This is a genomic window from Asticcacaulis excentricus CB 48 (genome assembly GCF_000175215.2).
Classification (GTDB): domain Bacteria; phylum Pseudomonadota; class Alphaproteobacteria; order Caulobacterales; family Caulobacteraceae; genus Asticcacaulis; species Asticcacaulis excentricus.
The window spans coordinates 51938-71801 of sequence record NC_014817.1; the positions used below are offsets into that span (position 1 = coordinate 51938).

Genomic DNA, 19864 nt, shown 5'->3' on the forward strand with positions numbered 1-19864 from the left:
GTGACCCTTCCGAATTCGCCCGAAGCGACTGGAGGGAATGGGATTTGACTTTAGCTGCCCCTCGGGATCGGACCATTGTCAAACGCACAAAATAACGCGTGCAAAGTCATGTCATCCGCTTGGTGCGAATGAGCGCCCGTGTATCGCCCGGACTTTGTTCATAGCGGCGCTTATAAGCCCGGAAAAAGACCACGTAGTCCTGAAAGCCGCAAAGTGCGGCGATAGTCTGAGCCGTGAGACTTAAGCACGCGGGATCCTGGAGCAGACAGTGCGCCCGTTCGCATCGCGTTTCACTCACAAGTCGGCTGAAATGCGTGCCCTGTATTTGGAGTATGTGCTGAACCTGTCTCTCAGACAAATTCAGCAGGCGGGCTGTCAGTGGCAGTGTCAGGGTGGGCAATGCCAAATGGCGGCGGACGATGCGCCGTACCGCTAAATATTGCGCCGTGTGAGCGTCGTCACGCATTTGGGTTTCAACGGCGCCCACCCACATCGCAGTAAGCTCGCAGATATGGCGCGAGACACTCTGCACTTGGTCCGCGCCTAAGTGCTCGGCTTCATCAGACAACATTCGGCTATATCCGAGAAGCAAGCGATAGACGGGGGACGTGAAGTCATGCCTGTAGCCCACTTTATCGTGAACAGGTGTGGCCCAGGACTCAAAATGTGTTTTTGGCAGAATGAGGGTTATGACCTCTCCTGAGTGTGAGCCATCCAGGATTTGGGGGTGATCTTGCGTTAAAAATACGCCTTCGTTTGCCTTCAGAACAATATCGCGCCCAAGTTGCGCAGTGCGCATATCCGACTGCCCAATATTAAAGAAGAGGGTCAACCGATCGTCGTTGTCTGCCACTATGTGGCGCATGTCACGTTTGAGTATCAGGCTTGTCGCACGTGCCCGACTGATCATTTGTTGCGGTGGCACCACCAGTTCGGTGGCTGCGTAAAAACCATCGCAGTCCGGCACTGTCGCCTCGCCATTATATCCACCCTCCATAAGGCTCTCAGCCCATGCCCTTGCGCGAGCGGCTGGAGATAGACGGGCAGGCAACTGGCTCGAAGAGAATGTAAATCTGGACATTGCCCCCACCGGTCCCGATTGATCGCAAGCAGAATTGGATAGATACCGAAGTTATTGTCAAGCGATCACGCAAAGACAGAAAGCGAGAACCTAATATCCGTCGAAACAGATACCCAACCCTCCGTCATTTTCTGATCGACGATGATTGACGCGTTCAAGCATCGGTTTTGCGAGTTAGCCACCGGACAATGTGAGGGCATCACCAGGTTTGTGATGGTCTGCACGAAGCAGGATGGGGCGTGGCAGATCACCAGCTCAGCTACTCATCGTGTCGCGACACCGGAGGAACAAGCGAAGGCAGTCAGCCAGTAGCAAGCGGTAATCTTCTCGTCTGTAGCCGAGCGCAAGAAGGATGTTGTAAAAGGTAGGTTTTTACCAAAGCCCTTACTAGGCCGAAATAACCTAAACCAGAGGCGCCAGCTGGCCATCACAGACGAACAATCTGTAGCGCGAAATCCTCACTCGATTGCAATCCTCGCGTTTATTTTTGAATCCGCTTCTCATTTTCAATTAAAGCGGGTAGCGTTGTGCCAGTACCGCCGGTAGTGCGCCGGGGCGTGGGAGACCGAAAAAGCCACTCCGGACAGTTGCGTTGGACATCCAATGGCTACGGAGACGGTCATGCTTTATGCAAACGGTCAGTATTCCCTTGAGCAGTTTATCGACGACACAAGCCGCGTCCGCTCCGTTGAGCGCTTGTTCGTGGTCTTCATCGAGGCCATGGCGCATCTTGGCTTCGACCGGGTGAATTTCTCCGTCATGCGCGACATGGATCTGGACGCGTCTGCGCAGGGCTTCGGCCTTATCAGCACCTATCCTACCGTCTGGCAGGACTACTATGCCCATAACGGCCTGGCGCGTATCGATCCCGTCGTCAAATGGGCGGTGGGTTCCGTGCGCCCCTTTCGGTGGGCGGATATAGAGCATGAGGCGGAACTCACCCGTCGTCAAAGGCAATTCCTGCGCGAAGCCGAAGCGGGCGGATTATACAATGGCATTGGTGTGCCGTTCCCCGGCCCGAAGACCCTGAGGGGTGGCATCGCCCTGGCGACCTCTGTCAGAAAGGCCAGACCGATGGAAAACCTCGATGTCCTTGCGGCCTACTGCCATCACTTTTACGCCGTCTATAAGCGCCTGGTGCCCCCGGGACTGAGGCTTTCCCCCGCCGCCGCCTCACTCACCCGGACTGAGCAGGAGGTCCTGTTCCGCCTGGCCCACGGCCTGTCGAACGAAATCATCGCTGATCGCCTGAGCATCAAGGCCGGATCGGTCGATTTCCATGTGCAGAACATTTTCCGCAAGTTCGGCGTCAATAACCGCACCGCCGCAGCGATGAAGGGGCTGATGGGTGGGTATATCGAGCTTTGAAGTGGGCGCTGAAGAGCGAGCGATTTTGTCATTTCTGCGAAACCCTGGGAATATGCCTAGTGGTAACGGGTGGAGGGCTGTGGATAACTATTAACCATCCGTAGAAGGAGGGTTTGGGGATGCTAAAGCTCATTTCCTACAAAGAAATATCCACGCACAGCGATCTGTTTTTCAGCCAGTTTCAATTGCGCCATCGCGAGTTCATTGATCGCCAGAGCTACGAAGTCAAATCAATCGACGGCATGGAGTTCGATGAATACGACTCGCTGGCTGCCCACTACCTTGTCTTCACCCAAGACGGCCGAACCGTCCTCGGATGCAGCCGTCTCACACCCATCGGGCTCGGTTGTATGCTCGCCGATCACTTCCCGGATCTGGTCGAGGACAAGTCGATCTTTACGGCACCCCGAGTGTGGGAAGGGACCCGCTTTTGTATTGACCGTCGCCTGCCCGCTGAGACGCGTCGCGTTATCTGCCAGTCTCTGGCGGTCGGCTATGTCGAGTTTGGTCTCGCGTACGGCGTCGATCAGATCATCGGGCTGATGCCGACCCTGATCCTGCGCTCAGTGTTTGAGCGCGCGGGGCTCACCCTTGAGCGATTAGGGTCGCCCCGCGCCATTGGGGCACATGCCCGCATACAGGCGGCCGCCATCCCCATCCGACCGTGGCAGCGTGATCAGGCCGATGCGGCCACAGGCCTGCGCAATCTTCTGATCTCAGACATTCGACCCTTTCGAGACCATGTCGCCTGAGCGTTGTGGGAACGCGGGCGAAGACGGCCTCGATCAGGCGATTTCGCGAGGCATCGATAGTCTGGGGCGTCTGCGAGCCGATATGCGCCAAGCGGGTCTGACCGATTGTGCAGACCTTCTGGACGAGGCCTTCGTCTGTTGTCTCAAAGCCTTTGTCGGTCGCCGGGAGACCTTTGGGAGACCGCCGCCCAGTGTGGATGATGAGCCGCAAGGCCAGGCCGAATAGGGATCTGCGCTTTGTCCCGCGAGGGGCAATCTGTGTCGCGAGCAGAAGGCTCGCGGGGAGCGTGCCGATGAAAAACGGAAATGTGGCTGGCCTCTCCCCATCGAGTGAGGCCTGGAGAGATACGGCGGCGTACCGGCCGTATCTCTCCTATGACAAGCGCCGCTGGGCCTGGCTGTGGCTGCAGCGCAAACCCGGTCTTCAGGCTACGGCCTCGTGGGCGATAGGCGATCACTGGGCAACGCAAGGGCAGGGGGCGCACACCCTCCTGCGGGGAGATTTGAATGACCTTTTTGCCATGGGGTATTTGTTCATGCTGAGCGGGCGCCCGACACGCCACAGCACGAATGGCTCTTCTGGGCCCCGGATCTCGACGCCTCCATCGTTCAGGTTCAGGCCGAACAGGTATCCCGCTCTACCGTCGGTGCGTTTGACGTGACTCAGATTTCCGCAAAGCGCGATCTGCTCCGCGATGGCTTCGGCCATGAATGGCTGATCCTCGCCGACGAGGTCGGGCAGGTGCAACTGAATGTGACGCAGGGCACATTGACCGAAGGGCCTGTACTCCTGCACTTCGACGTCACGGGGTTTCGGACGTTTTCCGCAAAGCTGAAAACCCTGGCCCGGCTCGACGCCCTGCATCGTCTCGGGCGTTTTCCCAGGGCCCTGTTCCCGCCCGAGACCGGCACCGTCAAATGGGCACGCGCCCTTCAGGCCTATGACGGCATGTGCGCCGGTGCCAGTCATCGGGAGATCGGCGCAGCCCTCTTTGGTGAAAAACGCGTCCGCGAGGAGTGGAACGGTCGCTCCGACTACCTCCACTCCCAGGTGCGCCGGCTCCTGATCTATGCAAGGAAAATGATCGATGGCGGCTACACCTCCCTCTTGCGCTGAACGGTCGGACTTAGGTGTCGTCTGGGCATTGGTGCGCCGTCTCAATGCCCTGGGTCCGGGTGTGCGTCGCGATCTGATCATAGGTCTGATCCTTGAAGGTGTGGCCGTGGCTCTGGGCGTCATTGGCCCCCTGGCCCTGAAAGCCCTTATTGATGCGCTGAGCCAACCTCCTGTGTCATCCCCTGTAACCCTCGGGCTGGCACTGGTCTTCGTCGGCGCCTGGGCGGGCGGCAGCCTTCTCTCGACCGGACGTCTCCTCTATTCGACACGGGTGATCGACACCCTGAGCGCTGATCTGGCCGCCGCCGCGCTGGCCGGTGAATTGCCACGCGTAGCGGCCAGCCATGACGGGGACAGTGGTCGCACCCTCGGCCTGATCGAGCGATTGCCCTTCAGTCTGCTGGTCGTCGTCGATGGTCTGATCTGGCGCAGTCTGCCGCTGGCTCTGCAAATTCTGGCCAGTCTGTGGGTGATCGCCGGCCTGATCCCGGCCTCTTACGCCGCCGGTCTCTTTGTCACGCTGGCCGGATATGCGGTCTTGTCGTGGTGGGGCGCGGTGCGTCATCGCTCGCACGCCCATCTCGCCAATCTGGCTGCCGGCGCCGTTTCGCAAGGGCTGGGCGATGTGCTGCGCAATGCCCGTCGCATCGTCCTCAACGGCACCCTGACATCCGAGGTGGGGGGGATTCGGGCCGGCATCGGGCAGAAGGCGGTCGCCAACGTAAAGATGATGCGCTCACTCGTTCAGATGGCCCTTGTCCAATACGGATGGCTGGGTCTGGGTGTGGTGGGCCTTCTGGTGGCCGGAGCGGGCGATGTGGGGGCGGGACGCCTGAGCGTGGGGGCCTTCATCATGCTGGAAACCTATGCCCTGCGTCTGGCCTTGCCGCTCAGTGGGATCGGGTTTTTGCTGAGCCAATCCGCAGGGGCGATAGCGAATATTCGGGATGTCTTGAGCTTATGTCGCGGTGAAGTCGAGATGGGTGAGGTAGTGCCCGTTCGATTGGGCGCGGCGGCGGTCGAACTGCGGGAGGTGTCGTTTCACTACGCGGGTACGACCGCGGGCATCGAATGCGTGTCGGTCGGTATCCCCGCCGGGGCCTTCGCTGTGATCGTTGGGCCAAACGGCTCCGGTAAATCGACCCTGGCGCAGATCATGGCCGGGGTGTTTTCACCCGCCCAAGGGCAGGTGGTAATCGGCGGGGTCGATCTGGCGCAGGTGGACGTCCATGCCCGCTTTCGCCACGTCCTCTACGTTCCCCAGTTCATCACCTTCTTAAACCGCACCTTGCGCGACAATGCCCTCTATCCGCCGACCACCACCACCGAAGCCGATCTGATAGCCCTGCTGGCGCAGTGGCGTTTCTATGAGGCAGGCCGCGAGATGGATTTCGCCACCCCCGTCGGTGAACTGGGGGAGCGCCTCTCAGGCGGTCAGATCCAGAAGCTGGAACTGGCGCGTGTCACAGGCATAAAGGTTCCCGTCCTGATCCTTGATGAAAGCACGTCGGCATTGGATCCCATGAGTGAAGCGCGCATCCTGTCAGACCTGCGGCAAAGCTTTGAGGGACGCTCAACGGTGGTGATGGTCACGCACCGTCTGCGGCTGGCGCAAACGGCTGATTGTGTCCTGTTCATGACGGCAGGCCGGTTGGAAGCGTACGGACGTCATCACGAACTTATAGAGACGGTACCGGCCTATGCCGGGCTTTGGGTACGCGAGGAGGAGTGAGGGAGGTAAACAATAGCGTCTTCGCGCGTTCGTGCGAACCGGGCCTGTCGTGAATGGAGCCCCTTTCGGGTCTCCAGCCTGCGGCCTAAGTCCCTGACGCGGCTGTCGCCGGGATCCACAGCGTCTTAGATGGTCTTCTTGCCTGACCGACCGCTGCGTATTTTGACCGGACCTTCAGTCAGGGTGAGAGGGACCCCATCGGTGGCGAAAAGCTCGCTGACGTTTACACTCAACGCCCTTGCGATCAGGTATAGTGTCACAGCCGTAGGGTTGCATTTACCGGCTTCGAGATTGCTGATGTAGGTTTGAGCGACGACCTCTACGCGCAGTGCAAGCTCCTCTTGAGAAAGCTCGGCTTTCTTTCTCAATCTGGAAACATTCCACCCAATCAGCGCCTGCACGTCCATACCGATTGAGCAACCGGAAATGTCGTTGATTGACTATATAATCGAGTATATATTCACGCCTAACGATTGAGTTTGGTATCGACAAACGCCTTCTTTGACCGAGTGCTTCGAATGATCACCGGTCCTGCCAGAATGGTTGCGGGAACATTTTCCCGAGAGAAAAGCGCGCCGACCTCGACCCCAAGCGCTTCCGCCAGCAAGTACTGGATGACCACGGTTGGGTTGCGTTTTCCAGCCTCCAGTTTGCTGATGTATCCCTGCGTAAGGATTTCGCAGCGCAGTGCGAGTTCCAGCTGCGAAAGCCCTCTTTCCGTCCTTAAACGGGCAACATTCAATCCGACGAGAGCTTCAACATCCATGCCCTCAGAAGGAATTTTGTTGCCGCTTCACGCTATACAATTGAGTGTATGAAATGCGCTCAGGGGGTTGTTTTCTTTATGGAAGACGAAGTTGTTCCACTGAATGAGGTTGATACGCACGTCGGGTTGCGACTCCGTGTTCGTCGCGAACTGGTGCAAATGTCCGAAGACTGGCTGGCAGGACATCTGGGCATCACTTCCGCTCAACTTCGGAAGATTGAAGAGGGGCGTGCCCGGATTGGTAATCGCGAACTGCTCCTGTGTGCAGAGGCGCTCGACGTCCCCGAACGGTACTTTTACATGGGGTTTGGTCAGGGCGGGAACGCGCCCGACCCAACCCGGGCACCCCGCCGCGAGATGGATAGCTGGTTTTCGGCTAACCTGTTTCCGCATGAGGGGCTGTTCTTGTCTGTCGGAAGGCGCATGACGGGAAGCACCGAGACCGCACGCGAAATCCTCCATGATATCTATGCCGACTTCGTGACGGCCGATAAATGGCGGGCGATCACCCATCCGAAAAGCTACGCGCTGCGCGCCATCCGAAACGTCGCGGCCAGCCTGTTTCAACGTTCAAAGATCGTGTCGATTGAACTGGTGGCCAATATGGAAACCTTCGACCACGCCGATATCGGCCCGGACGCACATGAAATCCTGTCCGCCAAGGAACGCCGACGCATTGTCTTGGAGGCAATCGAGGGGCTGCCACCCCAGTGCCGCAAGGTTATGAAAATGCGTCGCCTGAAGGAAATGCGGCCACCGGCCATAGCCAAAGAGCTAGGCATCAGCGTCTCTATGGTCGAAAAGCATCTCGCCAAGGGCATGGCGATTGTCGCGGCACGTCTGGCCGATCAGGAGCCACCGCCGCTGAAAAGCGGTCAGGCCCGGCGGGAAACGGCGGCGAGCGAATAGACGCTGTATGTATTTTTTCGTAGTGTCTGGCCTCACGTCAGCTGGGCGGAGGGCTCCGTGTTCGTAGATGATCCCGAGGCGACCGATTGGACGGCCCTGATGGAGGAAGCCGCCCGTTGGCATGCCCGTTTAGAAGATGGCACGGCTGACCTCGGTGCTTTTGAAGCCTGGAGGGACGCCAACCCGCACCATGCCGTCGCCTACGCTCGTATTCTCGACACGGCGGATTCGATAGATGCGCTGAAGGACGTTGATTTCAGCAAGGATCCAGGCTTGCGACCGCGGCGAACCCCGACGCGCCGCCATTGGCTGCAAGCGGGCGCTGGCGCCTTGGTCATCGCAGCGGGAACCGGCGCGTGGGTTTTGACCCAGAGCCGGGCGGAAGCCTCAACCCGCGTCGGGGAGCGCCGGAGCCTCACGTTGTCGGATGGGGTTCGCCTTGAGCTCAATACCAGCACGCGCATTGCGTGGAAAACGGGGCGTAACGGCAGTCAGGTCTGGTTAGAGCAGGGCGAACTGAGTGTCGTTGTGCCGCCCAGCGTCAAGCCCTGTAAGGTGACCGCTGCCGGCAGGGCGATTCTCATGACGGCCGCGGATGTGAATGTCCGTTTGCGCGCATCAGCGCTGGAAGTCACCGTCGTCAAAGGCGATTGTACGATCGAAGGCGTCTCCCAGCCTCAAAAGGTCGAGGCAGGGCAGGGGGCCCTCGTGAGTGGCACGGAGACGCGGGTAAGGCCGATCAATGAGCGCGACCTCGATTTTACGACAGCCTGGCGGCAGGACGCGGTCGTGTTCAACGGTCAGACCCTCGGCGTCGCTGTCGAGGAGTACAATCGCTATCTGCCGCGCCCCATTGTCATCGTAGATCCGGAGTTGGCAGGACTGAGGATTGGCGGGCGCTTCAGCACGCGTGATCCCGCGGATTTTTTAGAAAACCTGCAGTCGAGCTTTTCGATTCATGTGACGGTCGCCAACGATGGATCGAGGTTGCTGTCGAAGTGACGGTACGACCTTGCCAAAGGATGCTGAAAAACACTGGGGCCGCGGGGGATGAAGTGATTTCAACATGCCAACGGTTGGGCTTCCGGAGTTGGCCCGAAGCCGACATGGACGATCTTGCGTCGAGCGCAATAAGCGGACATTGCCTGACCGCTTCGGGGCGTCAGACACTATTCCTCCTAAGTGCGGCAGTGGACGGTCGGGATAGCCTATCGGGAGCATCACTTTACGCAGCATTTTTTTACGTCGGAGTTGCCGTGGAATAGTCTGTGTGAGGACAAGCGGTGCACATTAACGTTGGTTCGCCCCTGAAACCGGTGCCGACTTAACTCAAGTCTAGCGTGTCCCGACGGACTCATTTACATGTGAAGTAGGTGCTGGAAGCGGTAGGGTAAACGTGGACAAATTTAAGGTTATCCGTATCTTCATTGGCTCGCCAGGAGGTCTGGCGGAAGAGCGCGAAGCCGCATTGAAGGTTCTGGACGAAGTAAATCGCGCCAACTCCGAACATTGGCAGTGCCATTTCAAACTCTTCGGCTGGGAAAACACGATCCCGGGGTATGTCAGGCCTCAAAGTAAAATCAATGAGGATCTCGACAAGTGTAAGTACTTCATCGGTGTCCTATGGAACCGTTGGGGCTCGAAACCGTCCACTGATCCGGACGGCTATACGTCAGGTTTCGAAGAGGAGTATGTGAGGGCGGAACAACGGATCCATGCTGGTCAGATGAAGGACCTTGCCCTATATTTTAAGCATGTTGACGTCCCGACCGGTTTCAAGCCTGACGACGAACTCGAAAAGGTCATAACTTTCCGCCAGAAATGTATTGATGAGAAGCGCCCGTTTTTTAAGGATTTTTCAGACCTCAATGAGTTTCGCGATTTGGTTCGCGAGAAATTGATCGAGATAGGATGGCAGGAAACGGAAATTTTCGCCGATGGAAGTCAAAAAAATAATGACGCGGAACAAACACCGCCGCCGACTGCCGACGCGGTGGATACATCCTCATCTACCGACTACCATCTCTTGGATCCCGAGGCGATTGTCTTCCTGTCAGATATCTGCAAACGCAGTTCGGATTGGGACCAGACCCAGCCTTTCGACGTCGCCCGTTTCAGGTTGATCGCGTCTGCCGTATCCCGGCAAGGCAACGATGATCGGCCGATCGGCAATCACGACGCCAACCTAATATACCGATTTGCAGAAGACGGCACGTTCTCTCGACAAGAATACCGCGCACTTGTTGATTGCGGCATCCATGGCTTCGAAAATCAGAACGTGCCTTTGTGGCGCTGGCTAGCGGCGTCCGCCGTCGATGGCGATGACCCCTTCGAGCGGGTGCGATGGCACGCGATCGTAGGCGATAAGCAGGAACAAAAACAGGCACTGAAAATCCTAGATAGGGCGGCGCAACCCATTCCGGCACTCAGTGACCTGACCGTACGCGACACGCTAAATGCCTGGTTTTTTGGGGAAAAAGACGAAAGTGCCTTCACGGCTATACTTCAATTCTTAACGAGCAACGCCAGAGAGGAAGACATCCCGCTGATTGACGGCATTAGCGCAAGCCTGTCGGAGGGACGAAAAGAAAAAGTGGAAGCGGCGGTCGTCGGTATCCTCGCCAAGTCAAGCGCGATCGCCGCCATAAATCGCGTGTTGAGCGTTGGGATAAGCCTTCTGGACTCTGATGTCGTCGGCGCCATCTTCTCACAACCCGAATTGTTGGACACAGGGACCCTGATTGAGTGTCTGGCAGCAAAACCCGACAACCTGCGGCTGGAGGCCGCAAAGCTGCTGTTCTTGCGCGACGAAATCCCCCTTGATCAGGCGCAGGCACTTGTGAGCGACGGTAGCTTGGAAATTCGATTTGTCGCCGCAGAACGGTTGCGAAAGCTCGGCCACCCGCTAAGCGCGGACCTCCTCAAAAAAGCTTTGACCGTGGAGCGGCAGAGAAACGCCCTGCTATTCAACGCCTTTGCCCCTCGTGAGACCGATTCAACCTTCTTGAATCGATACGAATTCAACCGCCTTTCTGAAATGACACTACAGGATCTTCGGAAGGAAACATATAACAACGGCGCGTTGGCGGGGCGCGATTTGGGGGCGATGTACAAAACCTACGCTCGCACGTTGGCTCCGGAAATCCGGCAAAACCTCCAGGATGGATTTGCAGCCTACTACGCCGACGGCATCGCAACGATGGAGGCGGCGCTGGGGCCGTCTGCCACGCGAAGTGAACAGATGCGTAAGCTCGAAGATTTCACTCGTAATACGAACACCACGTACGCGCTTGAGGCGCTTTGCAGTCTGGGCAAGAGAGAAGATCTTCCGCTCGTGCGACAAGTGATCGACACTATGAAAGTTGATGCGTCAGACAGCGTGTTGACCTTTTTGGGAAAATTCGGCCAATGGTCGGATGTGCCGCGAATCAGCGCGCTAGGAGACGGAAACCAAGCTCCATCTGGGATACTTATTACACGAATGCCCAGCATGCCAGAGAATAAGGCCGCCGCCATTGTGGCAGTGGGTAAGGAACGTGTTTCGGACGTGTTAAAGCTCACGGTTGACCCGTCCATCCGACGGGCGATAGCGAGAGTGCTGCCCTTAGTCGTGATCTCTCGGTTAAACGATGACATTCTACTGCAGCAGTTCAACAACGAGGATGATCGTTACAGAGTCATCTTTGCATTAAAATGCGTACTTGCTTTGTCGAAACTCCGGCTAAAGGCACTGCTAGACAGGTATTTAACAGTCGAGGACAAACGCTATTATAACAGCGTGCATTGGCTCGACCTTGGTAGGTCCTTTCCGACAGATCTCGCTCGCACGATTGCCCGTCGGCACCTTCTGACAGTATTTTGAGACCTCCTGGCTGTAGGCTAGGGGCACAATTAGATACCAGTTTCAGGAGACGATGGTGGTAGTCCCAGACAGCCGGTGCTGGGCGTATGAATTTCGCTCGTTCCAAGATCAATAAACGCGACATTGCCCTTACTAAAATGGCTGGGCCTGACACTTAAGAGTAAGTGATTAATTTTACAGGTATTGATCGTGTCCCGTGACGTGGTGTAACTGAGCGCTAGATGGTGTAACGGCCCGGTTGCTGCGGCCCCTGTGAAGGGTGGTGGCCTCCCGGTATGATGGTTGAACGGCGTCAGTGATTGGACTGCGCCAAGCATCATAGGAGACCACCATGTTGTACTATACGGGTATCGACGTTTCTTTGGAAGCCTCGCATCTGTGCGTGGTTGACGAAGCAGGGACTGTCATAAAGGAGGCCAGAGTTGCGAGCGAGCCGGAAGCGCTGGTGGCATGGTTTTCGGCTCTGGGCTTTGCGGTGAAGCGGATTGGGCTTGAAGCTGGCCCCTTATCGCAATGGCTTTACGCGGGATTGAAGGCGGCGGGACTGGAGGTGTCTCTTCTTGAGACCCGGCATGTTCGTGACGCGTTTCGGGCGATGCCGGTGAAGACGGATCGCAAGGATGCCCGTGGGATAGCGCAGTTGATGCGCCTGGGCTGGTACCGGCAGGTACACTGCAAGTCGGTCAATGCGCAGGATAACCGCACGCTTCTCGCCGCCCGGAAGGTCCTGCAGTGCAAGTACCATGATCTTGAGATGAGCCTGCGCGGTCTCCTGCGCGGCTATGGCCTGAAGGTAGGAGAGACCACCCGTAAGACTTTCGAGCCGAGGGTGCGCGAACTGGCGGCAGATGTCCCAGGCCTGGCAGAAGTCGCTGAGGCCCTCCTCAAAGCGCGGGCGGTTCTGTTCGAGCAGTTCCGCGTCCTTGACGCGCGGATGATTGCGCACGCACGCAAGGACGAACGTGCGGGCTTGTTGATGACGGTTCCCGGCGTGGGTGCGCTGATTTCGCTCACCTTTGTGTCCGCAATCGATGATCCGGGGCGCTTCCGATCTTCGCGAACCGTCGGTGCGCACTTCGGCCTGACGCAACGCAAGTATCAGTCGGGCGAGACCGACATCACCGGTCGCATCTCTAAATGCGGAGATCAGGAGGTTCGAACCGCCCTTTACGAGGCGGCGAACATTATCCTGACCAGGCCAGTGAAGGGCTCTCAGCTTAAGAGCTGGGCGGCGAAGGTTGCGCAGAGGTCTGGGATGAAAAAGGCCAAGGTCGCCCTAGCTCGCAAGCTTTGCGTCGTAATGCACAGGATGCTGGTTGACGGCACATGTTTTGATCCTGCCCTTGCAGCGGCATAAGGGGCGCTAAAGACGAGAGATTCAGGCGGATAGACCATCACGCCTGATGGCAAGGTCCCGTCGCCGGGACGCACGGATCAGGTCAGGCCGGTGATGCGGGAGCAGCCCTTTGGGTGACTGCGCGTTCCTAGATTGGTCGGCCGGGTTCGTTAGGACAACCATCTTGTAGCGCCCTGGCGGCGACTACGTACAGAAGCATGAAGCCGGCGACGAAGACTGAGCCTTATCGGGAGTTGACATATGGTCCGTTACAGAAGCCCGCTTCATTCATCGTAACGGTGTTAGCCTTTCCGTTTAGAACGGCTTTTTCACGGACGCGCTTGTTGGCGTCGTGTTTTCCGCCACGCGCTGGGTTTGATTTTGCTCCGATGGGGGTTGACGGTGATGGCGGCGGCTTTGAGGGCATAGCCCCGTCGTTTATGCGGGCGCGGCTTTGAGGGACGCCATTATATGGCGCAAGAGCGAAGCCTCCGGGCAAGCTGCGGCGAAGGCAATCCTTACGCGATGGGCGGTCTCTTTGATCCGAGCCCCGATCTTCAGAAGGCGCAAGCGGATGGTATTGAACTCAGCGGTCGCCAGCTTATGGGCCTTGGGGATCTGATCCCGGACAGCCAGCATCAGCCAGTAGGCAGCGGTGTGAAGGATCAGGCGCATCTGGTTGGCCAGAGGGCAGCGACAAGAGGTGCGATCACTTTTAAGCTGGGTCTTGTGGAGCTTGATCAGATTTTCAGCGTTGCCTCGGGCACAATAGAGTTTGGCATAGAGGGTTTCCGGATCGGGATCGGTCAGGGATGTGACGACGAAGCGATTGTCGAGGCCCATAGGCGTGGCTTCAATGCGGGCGATAACGCGGCGCTCACAGCCCCAGGATTTGGCTCCATGACGGACTTCGGTGTAGCCGCGCACGGCCGCGGCGTCCTGTTCGGCCCGAACGACACGGATGTGGTCAGCAAAGGCTTCGACCTTAGCATGCAAAGGCTTTGAGCCGGCGAGCCCGAAGATATAGTCAACGCCCTTGTGCTCAGCCCAGGCCATGACTTCGGGGCGGGCATAGTGGCCGTCACCGCGCAGGGTAATGTGGGTTGTGGGCCAGTGTTTGCGGATCTGGCGCACCATCCTACGGACCCAGCCGCGCACCTCCTTGCCTGACGGCGTTTTGCCGGGTCGCAGGATGACGACGACCGGTCGGCCTGTGCTCACATCGTAGACGTGGATGGGCTTAAAGACGTATTCCCCTTCATGGGCATTGAAGAGCGACAACTGCTGGCGGCCGTGAACCACGTCGACCGTGTCATCGATATCGAGGGTTACGGCGGCGGGAACAGCCGACCCGAAACTGGCGCAGTACTGGTCGATAAGACCGTAGGTCAGCTTGATCGAGCTACGCAGGTCCGGCGCATTCTCAAGGCGCGACAAGGTCGGTTGTGAGCACAGGTCCTTGCCGCCTTCGGGCAGTCGCCCACATGCCAGCTTGAAGGCCGGATCGGTGCGCAGGAAAGCCAGATCGTTGCCATCTTCATAGCCACAGGCGATGGCGAAGACCCGCGCCTTCAGGATCGAGGCAAGGGAATGGGTTACCAGGAAGGGGTTGCGTCGATCCGGTATCAGCCGCCAAAGCCGATCAATGATCCCGATCCGGCGCTCAGCCGCAGACAACAGCATGACACCGCCATCCGAACTGATGCGTCCGCCATCAAAGGCAGCCGTGATTTTCTTGCGCGAAACGCTTGGCAAATCGAACGGAAGATCGGTATCTTGGTCCATGGCGGGTGTGGCCTTGGCGGTCTTTGGTTTAAGTTCGGTGTGGTAACCAGAATCTATTCCAAAACAACGCTTTACGCTACACCCGCTGCACCTTTTTGCCGCCACCGTGAATTAGACCGGCTAGGCATCAGTGGTTTCCGGACGGGTCCGGATTTTCGTCAGCTTGCCACGGCTGGCATGCTGAGAACGGGATCATCGCTGAGTTGTGCGATGGTTTCAAGGGTGATGTAGCGGCCGCGTTGAACCGTCCACTCGTCGTTCTGCTCCAGCAAGATGGCGCCCACGAGGCGGATAATGGCATCGTCGTTCGGGAAGATGCCCACGACATCGCAACGGCGCTTGATTTCGCCATTGAGACGCTCAATCGGGTTTGTGCTGTGAAGCTTGATGCGGTGCTCCTTTGGGAAGGTCATGTAGGCCAGGACGTCATGCTCAGCCTCGTCCATGATCGTTGCCAGCTTTGGCATTTTGGGCCTGAGCTGATCGGCGACGTTTCGCCATTGTGCGCTGGCGGCTTCAGGCGTTTCCTGAGCGAAGGCGGTACCGATGAAGGCCGAGACGACCCGGCGGCCACTCTTGCCTGCATGGGCGCAGACATTGCGCATGAAGTGTACGCGGCACCGCTGCCAGGTGGCGTTCAAAACCTTCGATACCGCGCCTTTGATCCCGATATGTGCATCGGAGACGACCAGCTTGACGCCGCGCAGACCACGACGGGTCAGGTTGCGTAAGAACTCTGCCCAGATCGGTTCAGCTTCTGACGTGCCGACCTCCATGCCAAGAACCTCCCGGCGGCCGTCGGTATTGACGCCCACAGCGATGATGACGGCGACGGAGACAGTCCGGGCCCCACGGCGAACTTTCAGGTAGGTGGCATCGATCCAGATATAAGGCCATTCCCCCTCGATCGGACGATCGAGAAACGCCTTCACGCGCTCATCGATTTCCTCACAAAGGCGGCTGACCTGGCTTTTCGAGATGCCGCTCATGCCCATGGCCTTGACCAGGTCGTCGATAGACCGCGTCGAGATGCCCTGAACGTAAGCTTCCTGGATAACGGCAGTCAGTGCCTTCTCGGCCATGCGCCGTGGCTCCAGAAAGCTCGGGAAATAACTGCCTTTGCGAAGTTTCGGAATACGCAGTTCGACCGTGCCGGCGCGTGTTTCCCAATCCCGATCGCGATAGCCGTTGCGCTGGACCATACGTTCGCCGCTCTTCTCGTGGTAAGCCGCGCCGGTCACAGTGCCGACCTCCATTGCCATCAGGCGCTCGGCGGCAAAACCTATCATCTCACGCAACAAATCGCTGTCGGAGGTCTTTTCAACAAGCCCTTTCAGGGCCATCATCTCTTTGGTCATCGGTGGTTCTTTCGTCTCTGGAATGAGTGTAGGAACCCAAACCATATCCGAAAATCACTGATGACCAACCCGCGACGCTTCAGGCTCGCCTGGCCCTTGAATGGGGCCGCGAGCCTAGCGCTTCGCTCTTACCCAATTACACCACCCGGTGGGACACGACCCAGGTATTCTTGGATGCGGACACTACGGGCCATTTGAAACTCCCTTAAAATTATAACGTTCGCTATATATTGGTCGGAGAGCCGAAAATGCAATAATTATTTTATAGGTCGTTATATAATAGGTTTTGAGATGACAGAGACCGCCACACCCAAACGCAGCGTAGGCCGCCCCCGCACTTTCCAGACCGAGGAAGCACTGGATAAGGCCGTGCACCTCTTCTGGCAGCACGGCTACGATGCGACCTCGATGGCGGATATGGTGGCCGTGCTCGGCCTGACTGCGCCCAGCATCTATGCGGCGTTTGGCAACAAGGCAGGCCTCTTCGCTGCGGTAGCCGAGCGCTACAGCGCGACGTTCAGCGCCTATCTCTATGCCCCTGTGCGGGATGAGGCCTTCACCACGCGCGAGGCCATTGAAGCTCTGCTAGCGCGCGCGGCCACGACCTTTTCCGGCCCGGATTCGCCCGCTGGCTGCTTCATGTATTCGGCTGGCGCAGCGGTCTCGCCGGCCGCGACGGATATCGCCGAGATGCTCCGCGGCAAGAGGACGATTGCCGAGCGCGAGGTCACAGAGCGTCTGGCTCGCGGTGTCGAGCGTGGTGAGCTGCCCAAGGAGTTCGATGCTGCCGGCTATTCCAAGTTTCTGAGCAGCGTCATGGCCGGGATGTCGGTCCAAGCGCGAGACGGCGCAACGCTGGCAGAACTGCAAGCCGTTGCGGCCACTGCCCTGAAAACCTGGCCGGCTTGAGAAAGCCGCACTGAATAGGCGCTAAGATACAAGAGGATAACCACTAGCGCCGCGCTCGATAGCCTTGACAGAACAACCTTGGCTGGTAGGTTTGTGTCGAGGGAATGCGCTATGCCGCCGAAAATAAGCAAGATCGTGGTCAGAAACGTTGGGGTCTTGAAGGCCTTTGACACGCCGGCTTCGCCGCGTCTTTGCAAACTGACAACGATCTATGCTCGCAACGGCCGTGGAAAGACCACGCTGTCGTCCATTCTCAGATCCGCAGCGACCGGCAACTCGTCACTCCTGCACGGCCGAAAAACTTTGGGGACTGCGAGTGAGGACGCGACCGTCACCCTTGTGATGGAGGCTGGCTCGGTTCAGTTTGCCAAGGGCAAGTGGAGCACTAAAAACCTTCCTATCGAGGTGTTCGATGCGGCTTTCATCTCCTCCAATCTCTACGCCGGAGAAGCGATCGATCTGGAGCATGACCGTGGCCTGTTCACGGTCATCCTTGGCGAAGCCGGCGTGCGCCTCGTCCGCCAGCAGGAGTTTTTCAATGGCGTGGCGCGGCGTGCAGCCGCCCGGCTGAAAGACGCGGATGCGGCTTTGCGAGACGACATCCCAGCAGATCAGAGCCGGGAAGATTTCTTCGCCTACGTTCCGCCTGCCGATCTGGATGAACAGATAAAACGCGCGCAGATGGATCTAAAGGCGGTGCAGCAGGCGGACAGCCTTACTAGGCTGTCGAAACTTCAAACGCTGGAGTTGCCGCTCCTGAGCGACCCGACTGCCACGCTGGCCCAGACGCTTGCAGATATCGAGAGCTCGGCGCGCGATCAGCTAGCGGCTCACTTTACCAGGTTCAAACTTGGACGACAGGGTGAAGCCTGGGTCAGATTTGGTCTGGAACATGTTCACGACGACGAGTGTCCTTTCTGTGGAAAGGAAGGCGTTGACGATCAGGGACTTGTCACGCTTTACGGCCAGATCTTCGGCGCGGCCTACCAGACCCACTTCGAAGCGATCAAGACGGCTGCCGATGCGATAGAAAAGGCACTCGGGCACGACGGGCTTGCCGCGCTATCGACCCAGATTGCCACGAACGCAGAGGCGGTGCGGAGCTGGTCCGAGTTTTGTGACCTGACATCCGTGACGCTTCCCGACCAAGGCGAAGCTCTCACGAAGCTGGAGAGCGCTCATAAAGCTCTCAAGTCACTATTTGATACCAAGCGGCAGACCCCGCTTGTTACGATCTCCGACCCGCCATCTGTTGAAACTGCGCTCTCGCATCATGCCGATGCGCTTAAAGCCCTGGCCGCCTACAACTCTGCCATTGAGCAGATCGACAAGTTGATACAGGCCAGAAAATCCGGAGCCTCGCTGACAGAGCAGCAGGCCAAAGCCCGTCTGGACAACCTAAACAAGCGCAAGCGCCGCACTGATCCGGGCGTGCAGAAGCGGATCAGCAGCGCTTTGAAAGCCAAGCGTCAGGACACAAGAGCCAAGCGCGTTCGGACAGAGGTCCAGGGTCGTCTGAAGACTGCGAGCGAAGCGTCAGCCGAGCACTATCACTCTCAGGTCAACGCTTACCTGACCCAGTTCGGAGCGACGTTCCGGATCTCCAAAATCTCCAATAGCATGGCCGGCAACGTTGGCTCGATCGACTACGGTCTCGTTGTGCGCGGCCACAGTGTCGGGCGCGGCCGTCGTAGCGCGAACGACGACGAGCCCACTTTCAAGAACACGCTTTCAACCGGGGACAAGACGACCCTCGCCTTCGCGTTCTTTCTTGCCAGCCTGGATCGTCACCCTGACCTGGCCAACAGGATCGTCGTCTTGGACGATCCTCTGAGCAGTCACGACAGCCACCGTCAGGCGAAGACGATCGATCTGCTGGACAGCCTGTGTCCGCGCACATCCCAGGTCATTGTACTCTCGCACGACCAGCACTTTCTGCGCCGCGTCAGCAAGCGGTGTGCGGCCGTCGATCAGGTGAGCTACGAGATCATCTACGAAGGGGCGGAAGCCTGGTCGAAGGCTGTGAATGTCGATCTGGACCAGCTTTGCGAGAGCGATGACGAGCGGCAGCGCAGGCAGCTCCTCGCGTACTACGAAACCCGCGCCGGAACGCCTTCCGATGTCGCGCCTGCCGTGCGCAAGGTTCTTGAGACGCACTACCGTCGAACCTACAGGGCGTATTTCAAGCCGGGCGACAATCTCGGCCCGATCATCCTTTCGATCAAAGGGCACGGCTCCGGCCACCCTTGCTGGGGTGATGTCGCAGATCTCGAAAGTTGCAATTCCGGGACGATGAACGAGCACCACGGAGCTAATGCGGCACTGCTGTCGGATGACCCTATCGATCCGGACGGACTACACATCATCGTCGGGACGTGCTTGCGACTTATCAATGCGTTTGAGCCCTCGTCTACAACCAAGATCGCGGTCTGATTCCCCAAATGGCTGACGATGACACAGGGAAAGAGACCGGCCCGCCAGCTTGCAAACACCAAGCTCTGACGTGCCTCAACCAGCCTGAGTTAATCCGAAAATATCGCTGCGACGACTGCCAGGCGGTGATGATGTGCTGATGCGACGAGGTCGTTGGTCGTCGCCATCTCGCGCATCGGCTCGGCGAAGCGATCGAGTTGAAAATGCAGACCGCATTCCCGTCACGCTTGGATTTCGCGAAGGCGAGCTCACACGACGCAAGACGAAAGCGATAAACTACGACTAAGACGTCTAGCATCCAGAACTAGCCGACGAACTTGCCGAAGCCGGGGAGACCTTCGTTCGCCCGCTATCGAAGGTGCTCCCACGTCTCGCTTTGCTCCGCCACAAGCTCAATGGTGCGCGAGCCGAAGGGTTGTCGTCATGGTTTGACTCACCGTTTTAGGCGAAATACGA

16 protein-coding genes are annotated in these 19864 nt (G+C 58.1%); 11 read left to right on the forward strand and 5 right to left on the reverse strand.

The genetic code is table 11. The features are described 5' to 3' along the window. Nucleotides 1–106: 106 nt before the first annotated feature. On the reverse strand, nucleotides 107–1081 hold the full coding sequence (locus tag ASTEX_RS11990) for an AraC family transcriptional regulator (RefSeq protein WP_083805615.1): 975 nt from the start codon (nucleotides 1079–1081) through the stop codon (nucleotides 107–109). Nucleotides 1082–1702: 621 nt separating this feature from the next. On the opposite strand from ASTEX_RS11990, the gene ASTEX_RS11995 reads away from it, so the two are divergent. The 5 genes from ASTEX_RS11995 to ASTEX_RS12020 all read left to right on the forward strand — a co-directional run bounded on the left by ASTEX_RS11995 (nucleotide 1703) and on the right by ASTEX_RS12020 (nucleotide 6050). Further along, nucleotides 1703–2449, forward strand: coding sequence for a LuxR family transcriptional regulator (locus ASTEX_RS11995; RefSeq protein WP_013479905.1), 747 nt, complete (start codon nucleotides 1703–1705; stop codon nucleotides 2447–2449). A 119-nt stretch (nucleotides 2450–2568) separates the two neighbouring features. Continuing rightward, entirely contained in the window at nucleotides 2569–3201 is a 633-nt protein-coding gene (locus ASTEX_RS12000; RefSeq protein ID WP_013479906.1) for an acyl-homoserine-lactone synthase, read from the forward strand. Continuing rightward, nucleotides 3191–3427, forward strand: a complete 237-nt coding sequence (locus ASTEX_RS12005; RefSeq protein WP_013479907.1) for a hypothetical protein — start codon at nucleotides 3191–3193, stop codon at nucleotides 3425–3427. Before ASTEX_RS12000 ends, ASTEX_RS12005 begins: the two co-directional genes overlap by 11 nt. A gap of 432 nt (nucleotides 3428–3859) precedes the next feature. After that, the gene (locus ASTEX_RS20180) at nucleotides 3860–4318 is read left to right on the forward strand and encodes a DUF2285 domain-containing protein (protein ID WP_013479909.1); all 459 of its coding nucleotides are present in this window, start codon (nucleotides 3860–3862) and stop codon (nucleotides 4316–4318) included. Then, nucleotides 4290–6050, forward strand: a complete 1761-nt coding sequence (locus tag ASTEX_RS12020; protein ID WP_013479910.1) for an ATP-binding cassette domain-containing protein — start codon at nucleotides 4290–4292, stop codon at nucleotides 6048–6050. The genes ASTEX_RS20180 and ASTEX_RS12020 overlap by 29 nt, the downstream gene beginning before the upstream one ends. A gap of 125 nt (nucleotides 6051–6175) precedes the next feature. Here ASTEX_RS12020 and ASTEX_RS12025 read toward each other — a convergent pair whose 3' ends face one another. Further along, on the reverse strand, nucleotides 6176–6457 hold the full coding sequence (locus ASTEX_RS12025) for a helix-turn-helix transcriptional regulator (RefSeq protein WP_013479911.1): 282 nt from the start codon (nucleotides 6455–6457) through the stop codon (nucleotides 6176–6178). 59 nt (nucleotides 6458–6516) lie between these two features. Continuing rightward, nucleotides 6517–6816, reverse strand: a complete 300-nt coding sequence (locus ASTEX_RS12030; RefSeq protein ID WP_013479912.1) for a helix-turn-helix domain-containing protein — start codon at nucleotides 6814–6816, stop codon at nucleotides 6517–6519. Between the two features lie 78 nt (nucleotides 6817–6894). Here ASTEX_RS12030 and ASTEX_RS12035 point away from each other — a divergent pair, with 78 nt between their 5' ends. The 4 genes from ASTEX_RS12035 to ASTEX_RS12050 all read left to right on the forward strand — a co-directional run bounded on the left by ASTEX_RS12035 (nucleotide 6895) and on the right by ASTEX_RS12050 (nucleotide 12944). Continuing rightward, nucleotides 6895–7725 (forward strand): sigma-70 family RNA polymerase sigma factor, encoded by an 831-nt coding sequence (locus tag ASTEX_RS12035; RefSeq protein WP_013479913.1) that lies wholly within the window; start codon nucleotides 6895–6897, stop codon nucleotides 7723–7725. 57 nt (nucleotides 7726–7782) lie between these two features. Next, complete coding sequence (locus ASTEX_RS12040; RefSeq protein ID WP_013479914.1) at nucleotides 7783–8727, forward strand: FecR family protein; 945 nt, start codon at nucleotides 7783–7785, stop codon at nucleotides 8725–8727. A gap of 394 nt (nucleotides 8728–9121) precedes the next feature. Continuing rightward, entirely contained in the window at nucleotides 9122–11587 is a 2466-nt protein-coding gene (locus ASTEX_RS12045) for a DUF4062 domain-containing protein (protein ID WP_013479915.1), read from the forward strand. Nucleotides 11588–11918: 331 nt separating this feature from the next. Beyond that, entirely contained in the window at nucleotides 11919–12944 is a 1026-nt protein-coding gene (locus tag ASTEX_RS12050) for an IS110 family RNA-guided transposase (protein WP_013478925.1), read from the forward strand. Nucleotides 12945–13361: 417 nt separating this feature from the next. Here the strand turns inward: ASTEX_RS12050 and ASTEX_RS12055 are convergent, their stop codons facing one another. Both ASTEX_RS12055 and ASTEX_RS12060 read right to left on the reverse strand, forming a co-directional pair. After that, nucleotides 13362–14708 carry an IS1380 family transposase gene (locus ASTEX_RS12055; RefSeq protein ID WP_013479916.1) on the reverse strand — a complete coding sequence of 449 codons (1347 nt, stop codon included), beginning with the start codon at nucleotides 14706–14708 and terminating at the stop codon, nucleotides 13362–13364. A gap of 158 nt (nucleotides 14709–14866) precedes the next feature. After that, nucleotides 14867–16066: an IS256 family transposase gene (locus tag ASTEX_RS12060; protein ID WP_013478932.1), complete on the reverse strand. Its 1200-nt coding sequence runs from the start codon at nucleotides 16064–16066 to the stop codon at nucleotides 14867–14869. Nucleotides 16067–16357: 291 nt separating this feature from the next. Here ASTEX_RS12060 and ASTEX_RS12065 point away from each other — a divergent pair, with 291 nt between their 5' ends. Next, nucleotides 16358–16975 carry a TetR/AcrR family transcriptional regulator gene (locus ASTEX_RS12065; RefSeq protein ID WP_013479917.1) on the forward strand — a complete coding sequence of 206 codons (618 nt, stop codon included), beginning with the start codon at nucleotides 16358–16360 and terminating at the stop codon, nucleotides 16973–16975. A gap of 111 nt (nucleotides 16976–17086) precedes the next feature. After that, nucleotides 17087–19408: an AAA family ATPase gene (locus ASTEX_RS12070; protein WP_013479918.1), complete on the forward strand. Its 2322-nt coding sequence runs from the start codon at nucleotides 17087–17089 to the stop codon at nucleotides 19406–19408. Nucleotides 19409–19864: the final 456 nt, after the last annotated feature.